The sequence below is a fragment of the Bacteroides oleiciplenus YIT 12058 genome (assembly GCF_000315485.1).
Taxonomy (GTDB): domain Bacteria; phylum Bacteroidota; class Bacteroidia; order Bacteroidales; family Bacteroidaceae; genus Bacteroides; species Bacteroides oleiciplenus.
Genome location: NZ_JH992940.1, coordinates 1,860,148 through 1,874,451 on the forward strand (window position 1 = coordinate 1,860,148; position 14,304 = coordinate 1,874,451).

At 42.3% G+C, this 14,304-nt stretch carries 10 protein-coding genes; 7 read left to right on the forward strand and 3 right to left on the reverse strand.

The genetic code is table 11. The features are described from left to right. Positions 1-48: 48 nt before the first annotated feature. The 3 genes from HMPREF9447_RS07775 to HMPREF9447_RS07785 all read left to right on the forward strand — a co-directional run bounded on the left by HMPREF9447_RS07775 (position 49) and on the right by HMPREF9447_RS07785 (position 6,166). Entirely contained in the window at positions 49-1,455 is a 1,407-nt protein-coding gene (locus tag HMPREF9447_RS07775; protein WP_009129157.1) for a glycoside hydrolase family 88/105 protein, read from the forward strand. 19 nt (positions 1,456-1,474) lie between these two features. Further along, positions 1,475-1,789, forward strand: a complete 315-nt coding sequence (rhaM, locus tag HMPREF9447_RS07780) for an L-rhamnose mutarotase (RefSeq protein WP_009129158.1) — start codon at positions 1,475-1,477, stop codon at positions 1,787-1,789. A 78-nt stretch (positions 1,790-1,867) separates the two neighbouring features. Beyond that, entirely contained in the window at positions 1,868-6,166 is a 4,299-nt protein-coding gene (locus HMPREF9447_RS07785; protein ID WP_009129159.1) for a hybrid sensor histidine kinase/response regulator transcription factor, read from the forward strand. Positions 6,167-6,238: 72 nt separating this feature from the next. Here HMPREF9447_RS07785 and HMPREF9447_RS07790 read toward each other — a convergent pair whose 3' ends face one another. Both HMPREF9447_RS07790 and guaA read right to left on the reverse strand, forming a co-directional pair. Beyond that, a complete protein-coding gene (locus tag HMPREF9447_RS07790; protein ID WP_044137567.1) occupies positions 6,239-6,925 on the reverse strand; it encodes a DUF4468 domain-containing protein in 687 nt (228 codons plus the stop codon). 339 nt (positions 6,926-7,264) lie between these two features. Beyond that, a complete protein-coding gene (guaA, locus tag HMPREF9447_RS07795) occupies positions 7,265-8,818 on the reverse strand; it encodes a glutamine-hydrolyzing GMP synthase (RefSeq protein WP_009129162.1) in 1,554 nt (517 codons plus the stop codon). Positions 8,819-8,969: 151 nt separating this feature from the next. On the opposite strand from guaA, the gene HMPREF9447_RS07800 reads away from it, so the two are divergent. Then, positions 8,970-9,638: a DUF5039 family protein gene (locus tag HMPREF9447_RS07800; protein WP_044137569.1), complete on the forward strand. Its 669-nt coding sequence runs from the start codon at positions 8,970-8,972 to the stop codon at positions 9,636-9,638. A 281-nt stretch (positions 9,639-9,919) separates the two neighbouring features. Here the strand turns inward: HMPREF9447_RS07800 and mscL are convergent, their stop codons facing one another. Continuing rightward, positions 9,920-10,357: a large-conductance mechanosensitive channel protein MscL gene (gene mscL, locus HMPREF9447_RS07805; protein WP_009129164.1), complete on the reverse strand. Its 438-nt coding sequence runs from the start codon at positions 10,355-10,357 to the stop codon at positions 9,920-9,922. Between the two features lie 139 nt (positions 10,358-10,496). Between mscL and gap the strand changes: the two genes are divergently transcribed. The 3 genes from gap (at position 10,497) to HMPREF9447_RS07820 (ending at position 14,299) form a co-directional block, all read left to right on the forward strand. Continuing rightward, positions 10,497-11,507 carry a type I glyceraldehyde-3-phosphate dehydrogenase gene (gap, locus tag HMPREF9447_RS07810; protein WP_009129165.1) on the forward strand — a complete coding sequence of 337 codons (1,011 nt, stop codon included), beginning with the start codon at positions 10,497-10,499 and terminating at the stop codon, positions 11,505-11,507. A 216-nt stretch (positions 11,508-11,723) separates the two neighbouring features. Continuing rightward, positions 11,724-13,781 carry a M3 family metallopeptidase gene (locus HMPREF9447_RS07815; RefSeq protein ID WP_009129166.1) on the forward strand — a complete coding sequence of 686 codons (2,058 nt, stop codon included), beginning with the start codon at positions 11,724-11,726 and terminating at the stop codon, positions 13,779-13,781. After that, the gene (locus tag HMPREF9447_RS07820) at positions 13,778-14,299 is read left to right on the forward strand and encodes a DUF4847 family protein (RefSeq protein WP_009129167.1); all 522 of its coding nucleotides are present in this window, start codon (positions 13,778-13,780) and stop codon (positions 14,297-14,299) included. The genes HMPREF9447_RS07815 and HMPREF9447_RS07820 overlap by 4 nt, the downstream gene beginning before the upstream one ends. Positions 14,300-14,304: the final 5 nt, after the last annotated feature.

Genomic DNA, 14,304 nt, shown 5'->3' on the forward strand with positions numbered 1-14,304 from the left:
TAACCAGGATGCTAAACGATAAACCAACATCCCTAAACAATAAGAATTATGAATATTAAGACACTTTGCATCACAGGTGCCTTGTTACTAACCGGCATCAGCGTTTATGCCCAGAAAAAGAAAGAAGTCATCAATGACTCAAATACCCCGTTGCACCTTCTGCAACCGGCTTATAAAGTTCCTTATAAAGCACTCACGACCAGCGAAGTGAAAACAGATCTCGACCGCATACTCCGCTACCTGGAAAAGACCACACCTACCCGTGTAGTAAGCGAAAAAACAGGGAAGGTAATCACCGATTACAATAATTTGCCTGCCGATGCTCAACTGGAACGCGGCGCTTTCCGCCTTGCAAGTTATGAATGGGGAGTTACTTACTCCGCCATGCTGGCTGCTGCCGAAGCTACCGGAGACGCCGACTACAAGAAATATGTGACGGACCGTTTCAACTTCCTGGCCGAAGTAGCCCCGCGCTTCCGCGAAATGCTTGAGAAGAATGGTACTACAGACCCACAAATGAAACAAATTCTGACTCCACATGCTCTTGATGATGCCGGAGCCGTTTGTGCTGCCATGATAAAAGCACAGTTACAAGATAAATCTCTCAACCTCTATCCGCTGATAGAGAACTACCTCGACTTCATCTTGAACAAAGAATACCGTCTTGCCGATGGAACATTTGCACGCACCCGTCCGCAACTCAATACACTGTGGCTGGACGATATGTTTATGGGAATTCCCCCTGTTGCCTGGTACTCGCAATTAGCTAAAGACAACCAGCAAAAGTATCTTGCCGAAGCTATCCGTCAGATATTCCAGTTTGCCGAACGGATGTGGGTTCCTGAGAAGAAATTGTTCCGCCATGGTTGGGTAGAGAGTATGCAAGACCATCCTGCTTTTCATTGGGGACGCGCCAATGGCTGGGCTTTGCTCACCATGACCGAAGTACTGGACGTGATGCCCGAAAATCATCCCCAACGTGCCAAACTAATGGAACTTTTCCGTGAGCATGTCCGCGGATTGGCAGCCTGTCAAAGCGGAGAAGGTTTCTGGCATCAGCTACTCGACCGCAATGACTCCTATCTAGAAACTTCGGCAACCGCTATTTATGTATATTGCATGGCTCACGGAATCAACAAAGGGTGGCTGGATGCACTGGCTTACGGGCCTGTAGCCCAATTGGGCTGGCATGCTGTTTCCACGCAAATCAATGCAGAAGGACAGGTAGAAGGCACTTGCGTAGGCACTGGTATGGCTTTCGACCCGGCATTCTACTATTATCGTCCGGTCAATGTATATGCCGCCCATGGCTATGGCCCCGTGATATGGGCAGGAGCCGAAATGATTAATCTGCTGAACAAGCAACACCCTAAAATGAATGACAGCGCCATACAATACTACTCTACCGAGCAGAAAACAACAGCACCTATTTTCAGTGTAAGCGAATCCAAATAACCCTTAATAACAATGTATCATGAAAAGAGAAGCATTCAAAATGTTCCTGAAACCCGGCTTCGAAAAGGAATATGAAAAAAGACATGCAGCCATCTGGCCAGAATTAAAAAAGATGTTGTCCGACGGCGGAGTATACGACTACTCCATCTACTGGGACAAAGATACGAATATCCTCTTTGCTTGTCAAAAGACGAAAGGTGAAGAGTCGTCACAGGATATGGGTACCAATCCCATTGTTCAAAAATGGTGGGATTATATGGCGGATATAATGGAGGTAAATCCTGACAACTCTCCGGTAACCATACCATTGCCGGAAGTTTTCCATATGGATTAAAAAAACAAAAGTGCATTGAAGATCTGTTTCAATGCACTTTTTTCCGTATTTTTGTTACGTACTAATAATCTATGAAATATGAAAAAGCACTTTCTATTATTGTGCACATCCCTGTTTTGCCTTATTTTAAATTCTTCCGCATCTGTCGAAGTACGTTCCAACCATATGACGACTTCAGACGGGCTACCCAACAACTCTGTCTGTTACATGTTTCAGGACAGCAAAGGATTCATCTGGATGGGCACTTTGAATGGACTCAGCCGCTACGACGGTAATTCATTTGTCACCTTCTTGCCCGAAAGCGAATCAAGAAAAGGACGGATAGCATTGTCTACCAACCATGCCAGAACTATCAGTGAAGATAAAAACGGGCTTCTATGGATAGAAACCTCCGGTGAGTTCTTCAATTGCTACGATTTAAAGAAAGACTGTTTTGTTGACTTCACCGGTTGTAACGAATACCGCCAGAATTACGACCGCAAAATAGAAGCGGACAACGGGGATATCTGGCTGTGGCAAAACAGAAATGGTTGTCGGCGGGTTACATACCAGAACAATACGTTTACTTCCGTAACCTATAAAAAGAATAAAGGGAACTTACCATCGGACAGTGTTGCCTATGTATACCAAGACAAACAAGGGGGTATCTGGGTAGGAACAAATTACGGTGTATCCCAAATTGTAGGTGACAAAAGCGTCATCGTTGAAAAGCACAATGCTTTCGCAGCCCAGTCTTTCGAGAAAAGCATCTTCTTCCTGTCAAACGGCGGCATCATCTCTAAAAAGGAAGGAAGTAATCCGACAACAACAGTCGCCCAACTTCCAAAGGAAAGAAACAATATCACCATATACGGAACACTTTGCCTGCAAAATGATTGGGTGATATTTACCTCTACCGGCGGATACATATTCGACATGAAAACATGCCAGGTCAGCCGCCAACCGGAACTGGATATCCGGAATGGCAATGTCCTGACCGACAACCTCGGTAATTATTGGATTTACAACCATACAGGCAAAGTATGGTACGTGAATGCCAAGACGCGGGCCATCAAGACTCTCCAACTGAGCACTCCGGATAAACTTAACTACGTGGATATGGAACGCTATCACGTGGTGCACGACTCTCGGGGAATTATCTGGATATCAACGTACGGGAACGGACTTTTTGCCTACAACACCTTTACGGAGGAACTCCAGCATTTCGATTTTCAGATTGATGGTTTCAGCCACATTAGTTCCAATTATCTGCAATATATCATGGAAGACAGTTCCGGTGCCATATGGGTCAGTTCCGAATATGCCGGAGTTACCCGCCTAACCATTCTGAACGAAGGTATACAGCGTATCTATCCGGAAGCCGTTTCCTTGTCAGACCGTTCAAATACCATACGAATGATAACCCGACTGAAAAACGATGAAATCTGCATCGGTACGCGGGGCGGAGGGGTGTATACCTATGATGTGCAAATGGAAACGCAAAAAAAGCAATATCATTTCACTTCCAACATATACGCGATAGCCGAAGACAATAACGGAACAGTATGGATGGGCAGCCGTGGAGACGGACTCTGCATAGACGGTAAATGGTATGTAAACAAGAACGATGATGCTTCATCCATCTCTAACAATCACATCTTCACCCTATATTGCGACCGGAAAGGGCGAATGTGGGTAGGAACTTTCGGCGGCGGACTTGATTTAGCCATCAAGGGTGAGCATGGGTATACCTTCCGGCATTTTCTGAATAAAGGTTTCGGGCAGCAGCGGACACGTGCCATTATGGAAGATAAGAATGGATGGATGTGGGTAGGTAACAGTGACGGAGTATATATATTCCAGCCTGACTCTCTGATAGCCGACTCAAACAACTATCTGATATACAATTACAATAATGGAAAACTGCGCAGTAATGAAATAAAATGTATCTATCAGGATACTCAGGGGCACATCTGGATTGGTACATCGGGAGGTGGATTAAGCATGTGTACCCCGGAGAATGATTACAAAAACCTAAGTTTCAAGCATTACAGCACCAACAACGGATTAGTGAACAATATGGTTCAAGCCATTGCAGAAGACAAACAAGGAAAACTGTGGGTTTCAACAGAATATGGCATCTCGCGCTTCAATCTCGAAACGCAAACTTTTGATAACTTCTTCTTCTCTCCTTATACTTTAGGAGATGTCTATAGTGACAACAGTTCCTGCGTCAGCAAGGACGGCAGATTATTGTTCGGCACTAACTACGGGCTATTGGTTATCAACCCCGAACAAATAGGAAAAGGCACTGTTCCTAATTCAGTTGTCACGTTCACCAACCTGCAAGTAAACGGAATATCCATGCGCCCAAGAGACATCGATTCGCCGCTGGTTAATGCAATGATGTACACAGATGAAATCAAATTGAAGTATTTCCAAAACTCCTTTGTAATAGACTTCACCACATTTGACTATTCAGAAAGTAATAGCTATACCTATACTTACCGTTTAGAGAACTATGACAAGGAATGGAGTAAGCCTTCTCCATTAAGTTTTGCTTCTTACAAAAATTTGCCGCCGGGCACATACAACCTACACGTAAAAGTTTGTAATGCTACCGGTATTTCAGGAGATCAGGAAGCTATTCTAAAAATAATAGTAACCCCTCCTTTCTGGAAAACAAACTGGGCATTCCTTACGTACACCTTATTGTTTTTAATTATACTCTACATTGCATATAGATTGGTACTGAATTTCAATCTCCTACGGAACAAAGTACAAGTAGAAAAGCAACTGACGGAATACAAGTTGGTATTCTTCACTAATATCTCACATGAATTCCGTACACCTCTGACGTTGATACAAGGGGCCTTGGAGAAGATACAAGGTATGGAGAAGGTTCCCAAAGAAATGGCTAATTCTCTGAAAGTGATGAATAAAAGCACCCAACGTATGTTGCGTCTGATTAACCAGTTGCTGGAATTTCGGAAGATGCAGAATAATAAGCTAGCACTTTCTCTGGAAGAAACGGACGTTATGGGCTTTCTTCATGAAATCTTCCTGAGCTTCAAAGATACAGCAGCATCCAAAAATATGGATTTCCGTTTTCAGCCTTCAGTGGCTTCCTACAAGATGTTCATTGATAAAGGGAATCTGGATAAAGTGGTTTATAACTTGCTTTCAAATGCTTTCAAATACACCCCGAGTAATGGTAAAGTCACCCTGTCGGCTATTGTTGATGAAGAAAAGCAATGTCTGGAAATCTCCGTATCAGATACCGGTATCGGCATTGCCAAAGAAAAGCGGGGAGAACTATTCAAGCGTTTTATGCAAAGCAATTTTTCCAGTAATAGCACCGGGATAGGTCTGCACCTGACACATGAATTAGTAAACGTGCATAAAGGTACTATCACTTATGATGAAAATCAAGGAGGTGGTTCCATCTTTACTGTCTTACTTCCTACAGCAACAAGCGTATACGAAGAGAAAGACTTCCTGATACCACACAATGCTTTCCTGGAAGAGAAATCCTACAAGAAAGGAAGCGAAGAAGAAACAGAGATTCCGGAGGTTAACGAAATAGAGGCAAGAGAGCCTTCCAATCCATACAGGTTGCTAATCATAGAGGATGACAATGATGTACGGGAGTTCCTGAAAGACGAATTCAAGCCTTACTTTGAAGTAGTGACCGAAGCAGACGGACTCTCAGGTCTGGAACGTGCACGAACATATGATGCCGACCTCATCATTTGCGATGTATTGATGCCGGGACTGACTGGTTTTGAAGTAACCCGCAAACTCAAAAGCGATTTCGATACTAGTCATATACCCATCATATTATTAACCGCAATGAGTTCGGCAGAGAATCACCTGAAAGGCGTAGAAAGCGGAGCAGATGCATATATCACCAAGCCTTTCAGTCCCAAGTTATTGCTGGCAAGAGCTTTTCAGTTGATAAAACAGCGGGAGAAGTTACGGAAGAAGTTCTCGGACGAACCTGGTATGATAACTCCCACTATCTGTACATCAGAAAAGGATAAGCAGTTTGCAGATAAGCTTCAATCCATTCTGGAACAACAGATTGGTAATAGTGAATTTGCAGTAGATGATCTGGCTTCGATTATGGGATTGGGACGCTCTACATTCTATCGCAAAGTGCGGGGAGTGACCGGCTATTCTCCCAATGAATACATGCGTATCATCCGAATGAAGAAAGCTGCGGAACTGTTACTCGAAAACCGTTATACAGTGGCGGAAGTATCCTATAAAGTGGGTATTGAAGACCCATTCTATTTCAGCAAATGCTTCAAGAAGCAGTTTGGGCATTCGCCATCAGTATATCTGCGGGGGAAGAATGATGCGGAAGAAGGAAAGGAAGAGACAGCAGAAAAATGATAACTATATAACGAGAATGCCAGAAAATTTCTTTTCTGGCATTCTCGTTATATACATTGTTAACCAAAGTAATTACCAATCATTATTTTCATTTCCAACAAGACCATTCTTTGCTGCTTCTTCTATTTTATCCATGATAACATTTGAATAAGCATGTGTCATAACAAGTGCTTTAGAAGAACTTTTTTTAGCCTTGTACTCGTCTTTCTTTTGAAATGGAAAACATTTCTCAATAGCCCACATTTCAACAGATTTAGTTGCTTGTGTACCTCCAATAGCTCCCATTATACCACCACCGACATACTTATTAACATCATAATTTTGGACTGTGTAAGTAACACGAATTTTACCATCTTTAATATCTACTCTAATAATAGGGTGTATACTAATAACGTAGGAATTCATGCCACCTGTATGAGATGCAATGCCACTTATAAATCCTTTGCCAATAATCACACCAGATTCTTTATCATTAAGCTGAATAACTGCATCAGCATCATTAAATGTAGCAGTAAACCAATAATTAAGTGCAACATAAAGTTGCTCTTTTGTTTGTTCTCCACATTCAATGACCTGAACATAAGTCAATGAATTGTTTTTATCCAATGAAACTTCTGTTCCCAGATTTTCAGCAGCTTCAGTCCATTTATCACCATACTTTTCAACTGCATACTTCTCAAGTTCTTCAGCACGCATCATCTGAGCACTTGCACATACCGCCATAAGACACGCCAATGTGCTAATAAAAAATCTTTTCATTTTACTAAAATATGCATCGTAGGTTCATTGATGCTCTTATAATAAGAAATAAAATATAGGCACATTAAAGAATGTGTGAACCTATCAGTTCAATTCACTTAAATAAAAAGTTGAGTTTTATCGTTTGGGAATAAGACTAAACACTTCCTTATATGTGTGTGTTGCTCTCTACAACGATGCAAAGATACATAGTTTTTTGGCAAAAGGTCTTATTTTGTGAATTATTTATAAAAAAGTATGTAAAAAAGTTGGTTCATAAAACAAAAGCCTCCAACTATAGAGGTTAAAACTATATATCAACAAAATAGCCTCAACTTCTGAGTTGAGGCTACCTGTGTTTTATTCCCACTCTATTGTTGCAGGTGGTTTTGACGAAATATCATAGGTTACACGGTTTACCCCTTTCACCTTATTAATTATGTCGTTGGATACTTTACCCAAAAATTCATACGGTAAATGTGCCCAGTCTGCCGTCATGGCATCCGTAGAAGTCACTGCACGCAACGCAATCGCACGTTCATATGTACGTTCGTCCCCCATCACACCTACCGACTGTACGGGAAGCAGAATAACACCTGCCTGCCACACCTGATGGTAAAGGGAAGTCTCGTTGCCATCAGCATCTTTCACTTTCCAGTCACGTAAACCTTGGATATAAATATCATCCGCATTTTGCAGGATAGCTACCTTTTCAGGAGTAATATCGCCCAAAATACGCACTGCCAGACCCGGTCCGGGGAAAGGATGGCGGGTAATCAGATGTTCGGGCATGCCCAACTCACGACCTACACGGCGAACTTCATCCTTGAACAGCAAACGAAGTGGTTCACAAAGTTTCAAGTGCATCTTTTCGGGCAGACCGCCTACATTATGATGACTCTTAATAACCGTTCCGGTGATAGAAAGAGACTCAATGCAATCAGGATAAATAGTACCTTGTGCCAGCCACTTCACATCTTTAATCTTATGGGCTTCTTCATCGAATACGTCAATAAAGCCCTTACCTATAATCTTACGTTTCTTTTCCGGTTCCGCTACTCCGGCCAATTCAGCAAAAAACTTAGCACTGGCATCTACACCGATTACGTTCAGACCGAGGCATTCATAATCGTGCATCACATTCTTGAACTCATTCTTGCGGAGCATACCGTGGTCTACGAAGATACAAGTCAGATTCTTACCAATAGCACGGTTCAGCAGCACAGCAGCCACAGAAGAATCCACGCCACCACTCAAACCAAGAACCACTTTATCATCACCCAACTGTTCTTTCAATTCAGCAACAGTCGTTTCAATAAAAGAAGCCGCACTCCAGTCCTGTTTGCAACCGCAAACATCCACTACGAAATTTTTCAGCATCTGCGTGCCGTCTTCCGAATGGAACACTTCGGGATGGAACTGTACGCCCCATACCTGCTCATTCTCTATCTGGTAAGCAGCAATCGCTACCTTATCCGTTGAAGCAATTTTCTTGAAGTCGGAAGGGATGGCTGTGATTGTATCACCGTGGCTCATCCACACTTGTGAACCTTCTTTCACGCCCTTGAACAGTACATTATCCTTATCAAAAGAACTCAAATGTGCACGTCCATATTCGCGACTTCCGGCGGGTTCCACTTTACCACCATTCGTATAAGCAATGAATTGCGCACCATAGCAAATACCCAGAATAGGATACTTTCCACGAATTTCACTCAAATCAACCTTGAATGCACTTTCATCGTATACAGAGAATGGGCTGCCTGAGAGGATAACTCCCTTTACACTCTTATCTCCTTTCGGGAACTTATTGTAAGGAACAATCTCGCAATACGTACTCAATTCACGGACACGACGGCCAATGAGCTGTGTAGTCTGCGAACCGAAATCAAGAATGATAATCTTTTCCTGCATATAATCTGTATGGATTTAGTTTAAAATGAGCTGCAAAAGTATGAAAAACTGAGGGAATAATAGGAATTATAGAACGGAAAATCTATATTTGCGAATAAATAAATCATTTAATACATAGGAAAACATAAAAAAAATCAGTTCTTTACTACTATTGCTTTTATGCAATATTGTATGTCTGCAAGCACAGGAAAACAGAATTGCTGAATTAGAAAAATCACTCGAAATCATGCGTACCGATCTGCAGCAAAAGAAACTATTGTTCAGTTGGACGCTCATGGAGAAGTATCTGGATGCTTGCAGTGCATCCAACAAGTTAGTAAACATCAAGAATGAACCCAAACTGACTTATATCATTTTCGAATTAAAACCCAAAGAACTCGCAGCTTCCAAGGAAACCTATGAGACAGCTAAAGACGAACTGAAAAAGATGTTGAATACTTATTCCGAATATGTGCAATTAGACTCTGCCTACCGGAATACCGCTAAAGAGGAAACACGTAAAGAAATTAATGTAGCCATGAATAATTTTTATCGCCGTTTATCCGACGAGAACAAAAACTACCGTCCCATGCGCGATAAAGAACAGAAAGCACTTAGGAGCTACTATATAGCCGCAGCACGCTATATGCTGGAAGAAAGCAGAAATAAACAGGAAGTGGCGCCAAATGGCATCATAGATTACAAAGAGCGCGAAAATATCCTCAACTCCAATGCTGCCCTCAATCAATTATCCGTAGAAATCAGACTATTGGAAAATCTACAGAGAGAAGCGATCCAGGAATATCAAAAATTAAAATATCATATAACTCCATCCAAGTAAAGCAAAGCTCATTTAAGGCAAAATAAAGCTATACTGATTATCAGTCCCTTACAAGGAGTTAAGAGTTTGTTGACAAGGAGTTAACTTCTTGTCAACAAACTCTTAACTCCTTGTTGACAGGGTATTGAAAACCTTTAAGAATTGTTCTATTTTTCCGACCTCTCCGCACCCGATCCGTGTCAAGGCCGTACTTTCTCCGTATCTATACGCTTAGACTTGATACGGCCTTGACACGGCTCAGATACGGACCGGGTATGGTGAGAGTCCTGAGATTGTTCTTTTTATCGTTTTTCTTTCAATAAATCCCTGATTTCCGTCAGCAACACTTCTTCTTTTGTCGGTGCAGGAGGAGCAGGAGGTGCTGCAGGAACCTCTGCTTCTTTCTTGGTTGTCAGTTTTGTCAGCAACTTGATGAACAGAAAAATGGAGAAAGCAATAATGAGAAAATCAAACGTCGCTTGCAGGAAATTACCATAATTTAAGGTAACAGCTGCAATCTCCTTGCCATCTACCATTTCGGCAGGTTTCATCACCCACTTCAGGTCCGTAAAGTTCACACCGCCCACCAATAAACCGAGAGGAGGCATAATGACATCTGCTACTACAGAGGACACAATTTTACCAAACGCGCCACCAATAATTACACCGACAGCCATGTCTATCACATTGCCTTTCATGGCAAATGATTTAAAATCTTGTAAAAATGAACTTTTTCCCATCTTTTCCATTATTTAATTATAAAATTAAGTGCGAATATAAAAACATTTTCTTACTTTTGCACCGCATTTCGGAAATAAATGCTCAAGAGAAGAGAGATATTTGAACAAATATTATAAAACCCTTAAAAGTTTAAACAAAATGATTAAAGTAGGTATTAATGGATTCGGACGTATCGGACGTTTCGTATTCCGCGCTGCTCAGACAAGAAACGATATTCAAATCGTTGGTATTAACGACCTTTGCCCGGTTGACTACTTGGCTTATATGCTGAAGTATGACACTATGCACGGTCAGTTCGACGGAACAATCGAAGCTGATGTTGAAAACAGCAAGCTGATTGTAAATGGTAACGCTATCCGTATTACTGCAGAAAGAAATCCTGCTGACTTGAAGTGGAATGAAGTAGGTGCAGAATATGTAGTTGAATCTACAGGTTTGTTCCTTTCTAAAGATAAAGCTCAAGCTCACATCGAAGCTGGCGCAAAATACGTTGTAATGTCTGCTCCTTCTAAGGACGATACCCCGATGTTCGTATGCGGTGTTAACGAAAAGACTTACGTGAAAGGTACTCAGTTCGTTTCTAACGCTTCTTGTACTACTAACTGTTTGGCTCCTATCGCTAAGGTATTGAACGACAACTTCGGTATCACTGACGGTTTGATGACTACTGTTCACTCTACAACTGCTACTCAGAAAACAGTTGACGGTCCTTCTATGAAAGACTGGAGAGGTGGTCGTGCTGCTTCTGGCAACATCATCCCGTCTTCTACTGGTGCTGCTAAGGCTGTAGGTAAAGTTATCCCTGCTTTGAATGGTAAATTGACTGGTATGTCTATGCGCGTTCCGACTTTGGACGTATCTGTAGTTGACTTGACAGTTAACTTGGCTAAACCGGCTACTTACGCTGAAATCTGTGCTGCTATGAAGGCTGCTTCTGAAGGCGAATTGAAGGGTATCCTGGGTTACACTGAAGATGCAGTTGTTTCTTCTGACTTCTTGGGTGACGCTCGCACTTCTATCTTCGACGCTAAAGCTGGTATCGCTTTGACTGATACTTTCGTTAAGGTTGTATCTTGGTATGACAACGAAATCGGTTATTCTAACAAGGTTCTTGACTTGGTTGCTCACATGGCATCAGTTAACAAGTAATCAATAGAGTATCCAAATACCCTATAAACAGGCAGCCTCATTGAGGTTGCCTGTTTCTTTTATATAACCGCCTTAAGTTGAATAATATACTTTGTTAAAATATAGTTGGTTCTTCGTCAAATCAGCTATTTTTTTGCAATTTTGCAGTTAGATTATTTTTACCGATACATTCATCGTATGATAAAATTAAAACTAACTCTAACATTGCTTTGCCTTATGAACATAATACAGGCTCAAAACCCTTTTTTCGAAAAGTATTCTACCCCACACGGAACCATTCCGTTTGATAAAATAAAGACCGAACATTATGAACCTGCCATCCGTGAAGGCATCAGCCGCCACGATGCGGAGATCGATGCGATTATAAACAATACGGAGGCACCCACTTTTGCCAATACCGTGGCAGCCTATGAGAAGTCCGGGCAATTATTAAGTCAGGTCAGCACCGTGTTTGGCAACCTGCTCAGTGCGGAGACAAATGACGATATGCAGGAACTGGCCAAAACCATGATGCCGCTACTGAGCGAACACAGCAATAACATCACTCTGAACGAAAAGTTATTTGCACGCATCAAGGCGGTATATGACCAAAAAGCCCAAGCTAATCTCACTCCTGAGCAAAACAAGTTGCTGGAAGAGGTATACAATAGTTTTGTCCGTAGTGGTGCCAATCTGGAAGGAGAAGCTAAAGAACAGTATCGTGCTCTGAGCAAAAAACTCAGCCTGCTGACCCTGCAATTCGGAGAAAATAACCTGAAAGAAACCAATGACTACAAACTGGTACTGACGGACATGTCACAACTGTCCGGCCTGCCACAAAGCGCTGTTGATGCAGCCGCCGAAACAGCCAAAGAAAAAGGTGTGGAAGGATGGGTGTTCACTTTGCAAGCTCCCAGCTACAGCCCGTTCATGATGTATGCCAACAATCGCGATTTGCGTTGCGAGCTCTACATGGCATACAACACAAAGTGTAGCCATGACAATGAAACTAATAATCTGGAGATTGTAAAGAAGTTGGTCAATACCCGCCTGGCTATTGCGAAACTTCTGGGATACAATAGTTTTGCTGAATATAATCTGAAAGAGCGAATGGCAGAAAACAGCAATGCTGTATATAAATTACTGAACCAGTTGCTGGATGCCTATACTCCGACTGCCAAACAGGAATATGCAGAAGTGGAAGCATTGGCACGCCAACTGAATGGCGATGATTTCACAGTTATGCCCTGGGATTGGGCATACTATTCCCATAAGTTGAAAGACCAGAAATTCCAGATAGACGACGAAATGCTTCGCCCCTACTTTGAACTGAGTAAAGTGAAAGAAGGCGTATTCGGGCTGGCTACCCGCTTATATGGCATCACGTTCAAGAAGAACGACGATATTCCTGTTTATCATAAAGATGTGGATGCGTATGAGGTATTCGACAAAGACGGCAAGTTTCTTTCTGTGCTCTACACCGATTTCCATCCCAGAGATGGCAAACGTTCGGGTGCATGGATGACTTCCTATAAAGAGCAATGGATTGATGGAGCAACGGGAGAGAACAGCCGCCCGCATATATCCATTGTAATGAACTTCACTAAGCCGACCAAAGACAAACCGGCTTTACTGACATTTGGTGAATTGGAAACATTCCTGCACGAATTCGGACACAGCCTGCATGGTATGTTTGCCAATTCTACCTATGAGAGTTTGAGCGGTACAAATGTATATTGGGATTTTGTGGAACTTCCCTCCCAGTTTATGGAAAACTTTGCCATCGAAAAAGAATTTCTCCACACCTTTGCCCGACATTACCAGACCGGGAAATTGATTCCTGACGAACTGATACAGCGCATTGTGGACTCTTCCAATTTTGATGCTGCATATGCCTGTCTACGCCAGGTTAGCTTCGGACTGTTGGACATGGCATGGTACACCCGTACAACTCCATTTGACGGTGATGTGAAAGTTTACGAAAAAGAAGCATGGGCGAAAGCACAAATTCTTCCTGTGATAGAAGAAACCTGCATGAGTACCCAATTCTCACATATCTTTGCAGGAGGGTACTCAGCCGGATATTACAGCTACAAATGGGCAGAGGTGCTGGATGCAGATGCTTTCTCACTATTCAAGCAGAAAGGTATTTTCAATCCAGAAGTAGCCGCCTCATTCCGCGAGAACATCCTTTCCAAAGGAGGAACAGAGCATCCAATGGTACTTTACAAACGCTTCCGCGGACAGGAACCAACTATTGATGCATTATTAATCAGAAACGGAATAAAAAAATGAAAAAGATAAAGATATATATACAGTTGCTATTAGTAGCTTTACTCACTCCCGTTTTGAGTGCCTGTGACCAAGAAGACGATGTTGTTGATATCTTCACTGGAAAAACCTGGTACATGACTTACATTGCGGTGGAAGGACAGAATAAGATGTATGACTTCTGGCAGGGAAATGAAGACGCGCGGATACAAAGTTTTAAAACCATTACAGGGGACAACTACACTTTGACATTTGATGGAGCCGACCTGGGTAACTCGACTGCTGGCGGGACTTTCAGTGGAAGAGCGACCTCTGCTAGCATAAGCGGACAATGGAATGCAAGCGGAGAAAGCCGAAAACTTACATTAGACATTAAAAATGCAGGTACCGATACCGATAAATATTTAGGTAAAGCGTTCATAGAAGGACTGAAAAAAGCAGTCAGATATGGCGGAGATAACAAAAACCTGTATATCTATTACGAGGAAGGGCAGACTGTAAAGTTCATTTCTTTCGCTCCTCAACGTAATTCTGGTAATTAAAAAGA

What these genes read in the sequence shown, in the direction of transcription:
- guaA (WP_009129162.1), bottom strand. Translation starts at nt 8,818, where the DNA reads ATGCAGGAAAAGATTATCATTCTTGATTTCGGTTCGCAGACTACACAG.
- HMPREF9447_RS07790 (WP_044137567.1), bottom strand. Translation starts at nt 6,925, where the DNA reads ATGAAAAGATTTTTTATTAGCACATTGGCGTGTCTTATGGCGGTATGT.
- HMPREF9447_RS07775 (WP_009129157.1), top strand. Translation starts at nt 49, where the DNA reads ATGAATATTAAGACACTTTGCATCACAGGTGCCTTGTTACTAACCGGC.
- gap (WP_009129165.1), top strand. Translation starts at nt 10,497, where the DNA reads ATGATTAAAGTAGGTATTAATGGATTCGGACGTATCGGACGTTTCGTA.
- rhaM (WP_009129158.1), top strand. Translation starts at nt 1,475, where the DNA reads ATGAAAAGAGAAGCATTCAAAATGTTCCTGAAACCCGGCTTCGAAAAG.
- HMPREF9447_RS07820 (WP_009129167.1), top strand. Translation starts at nt 13,778, where the DNA reads ATGAAAAAGATAAAGATATATATACAGTTGCTATTAGTAGCTTTACTC.
- mscL (WP_009129164.1), bottom strand. Translation starts at nt 10,357, where the DNA reads ATGGGAAAAAGTTCATTTTTACAAGATTTTAAATCATTTGCCATGAAA.
- HMPREF9447_RS07815 (WP_009129166.1), top strand. Translation starts at nt 11,724, where the DNA reads ATGAACATAATACAGGCTCAAAACCCTTTTTTCGAAAAGTATTCTACC.
- HMPREF9447_RS07785 (WP_009129159.1), top strand. Translation starts at nt 1,868, where the DNA reads ATGAAAAAGCACTTTCTATTATTGTGCACATCCCTGTTTTGCCTTATT.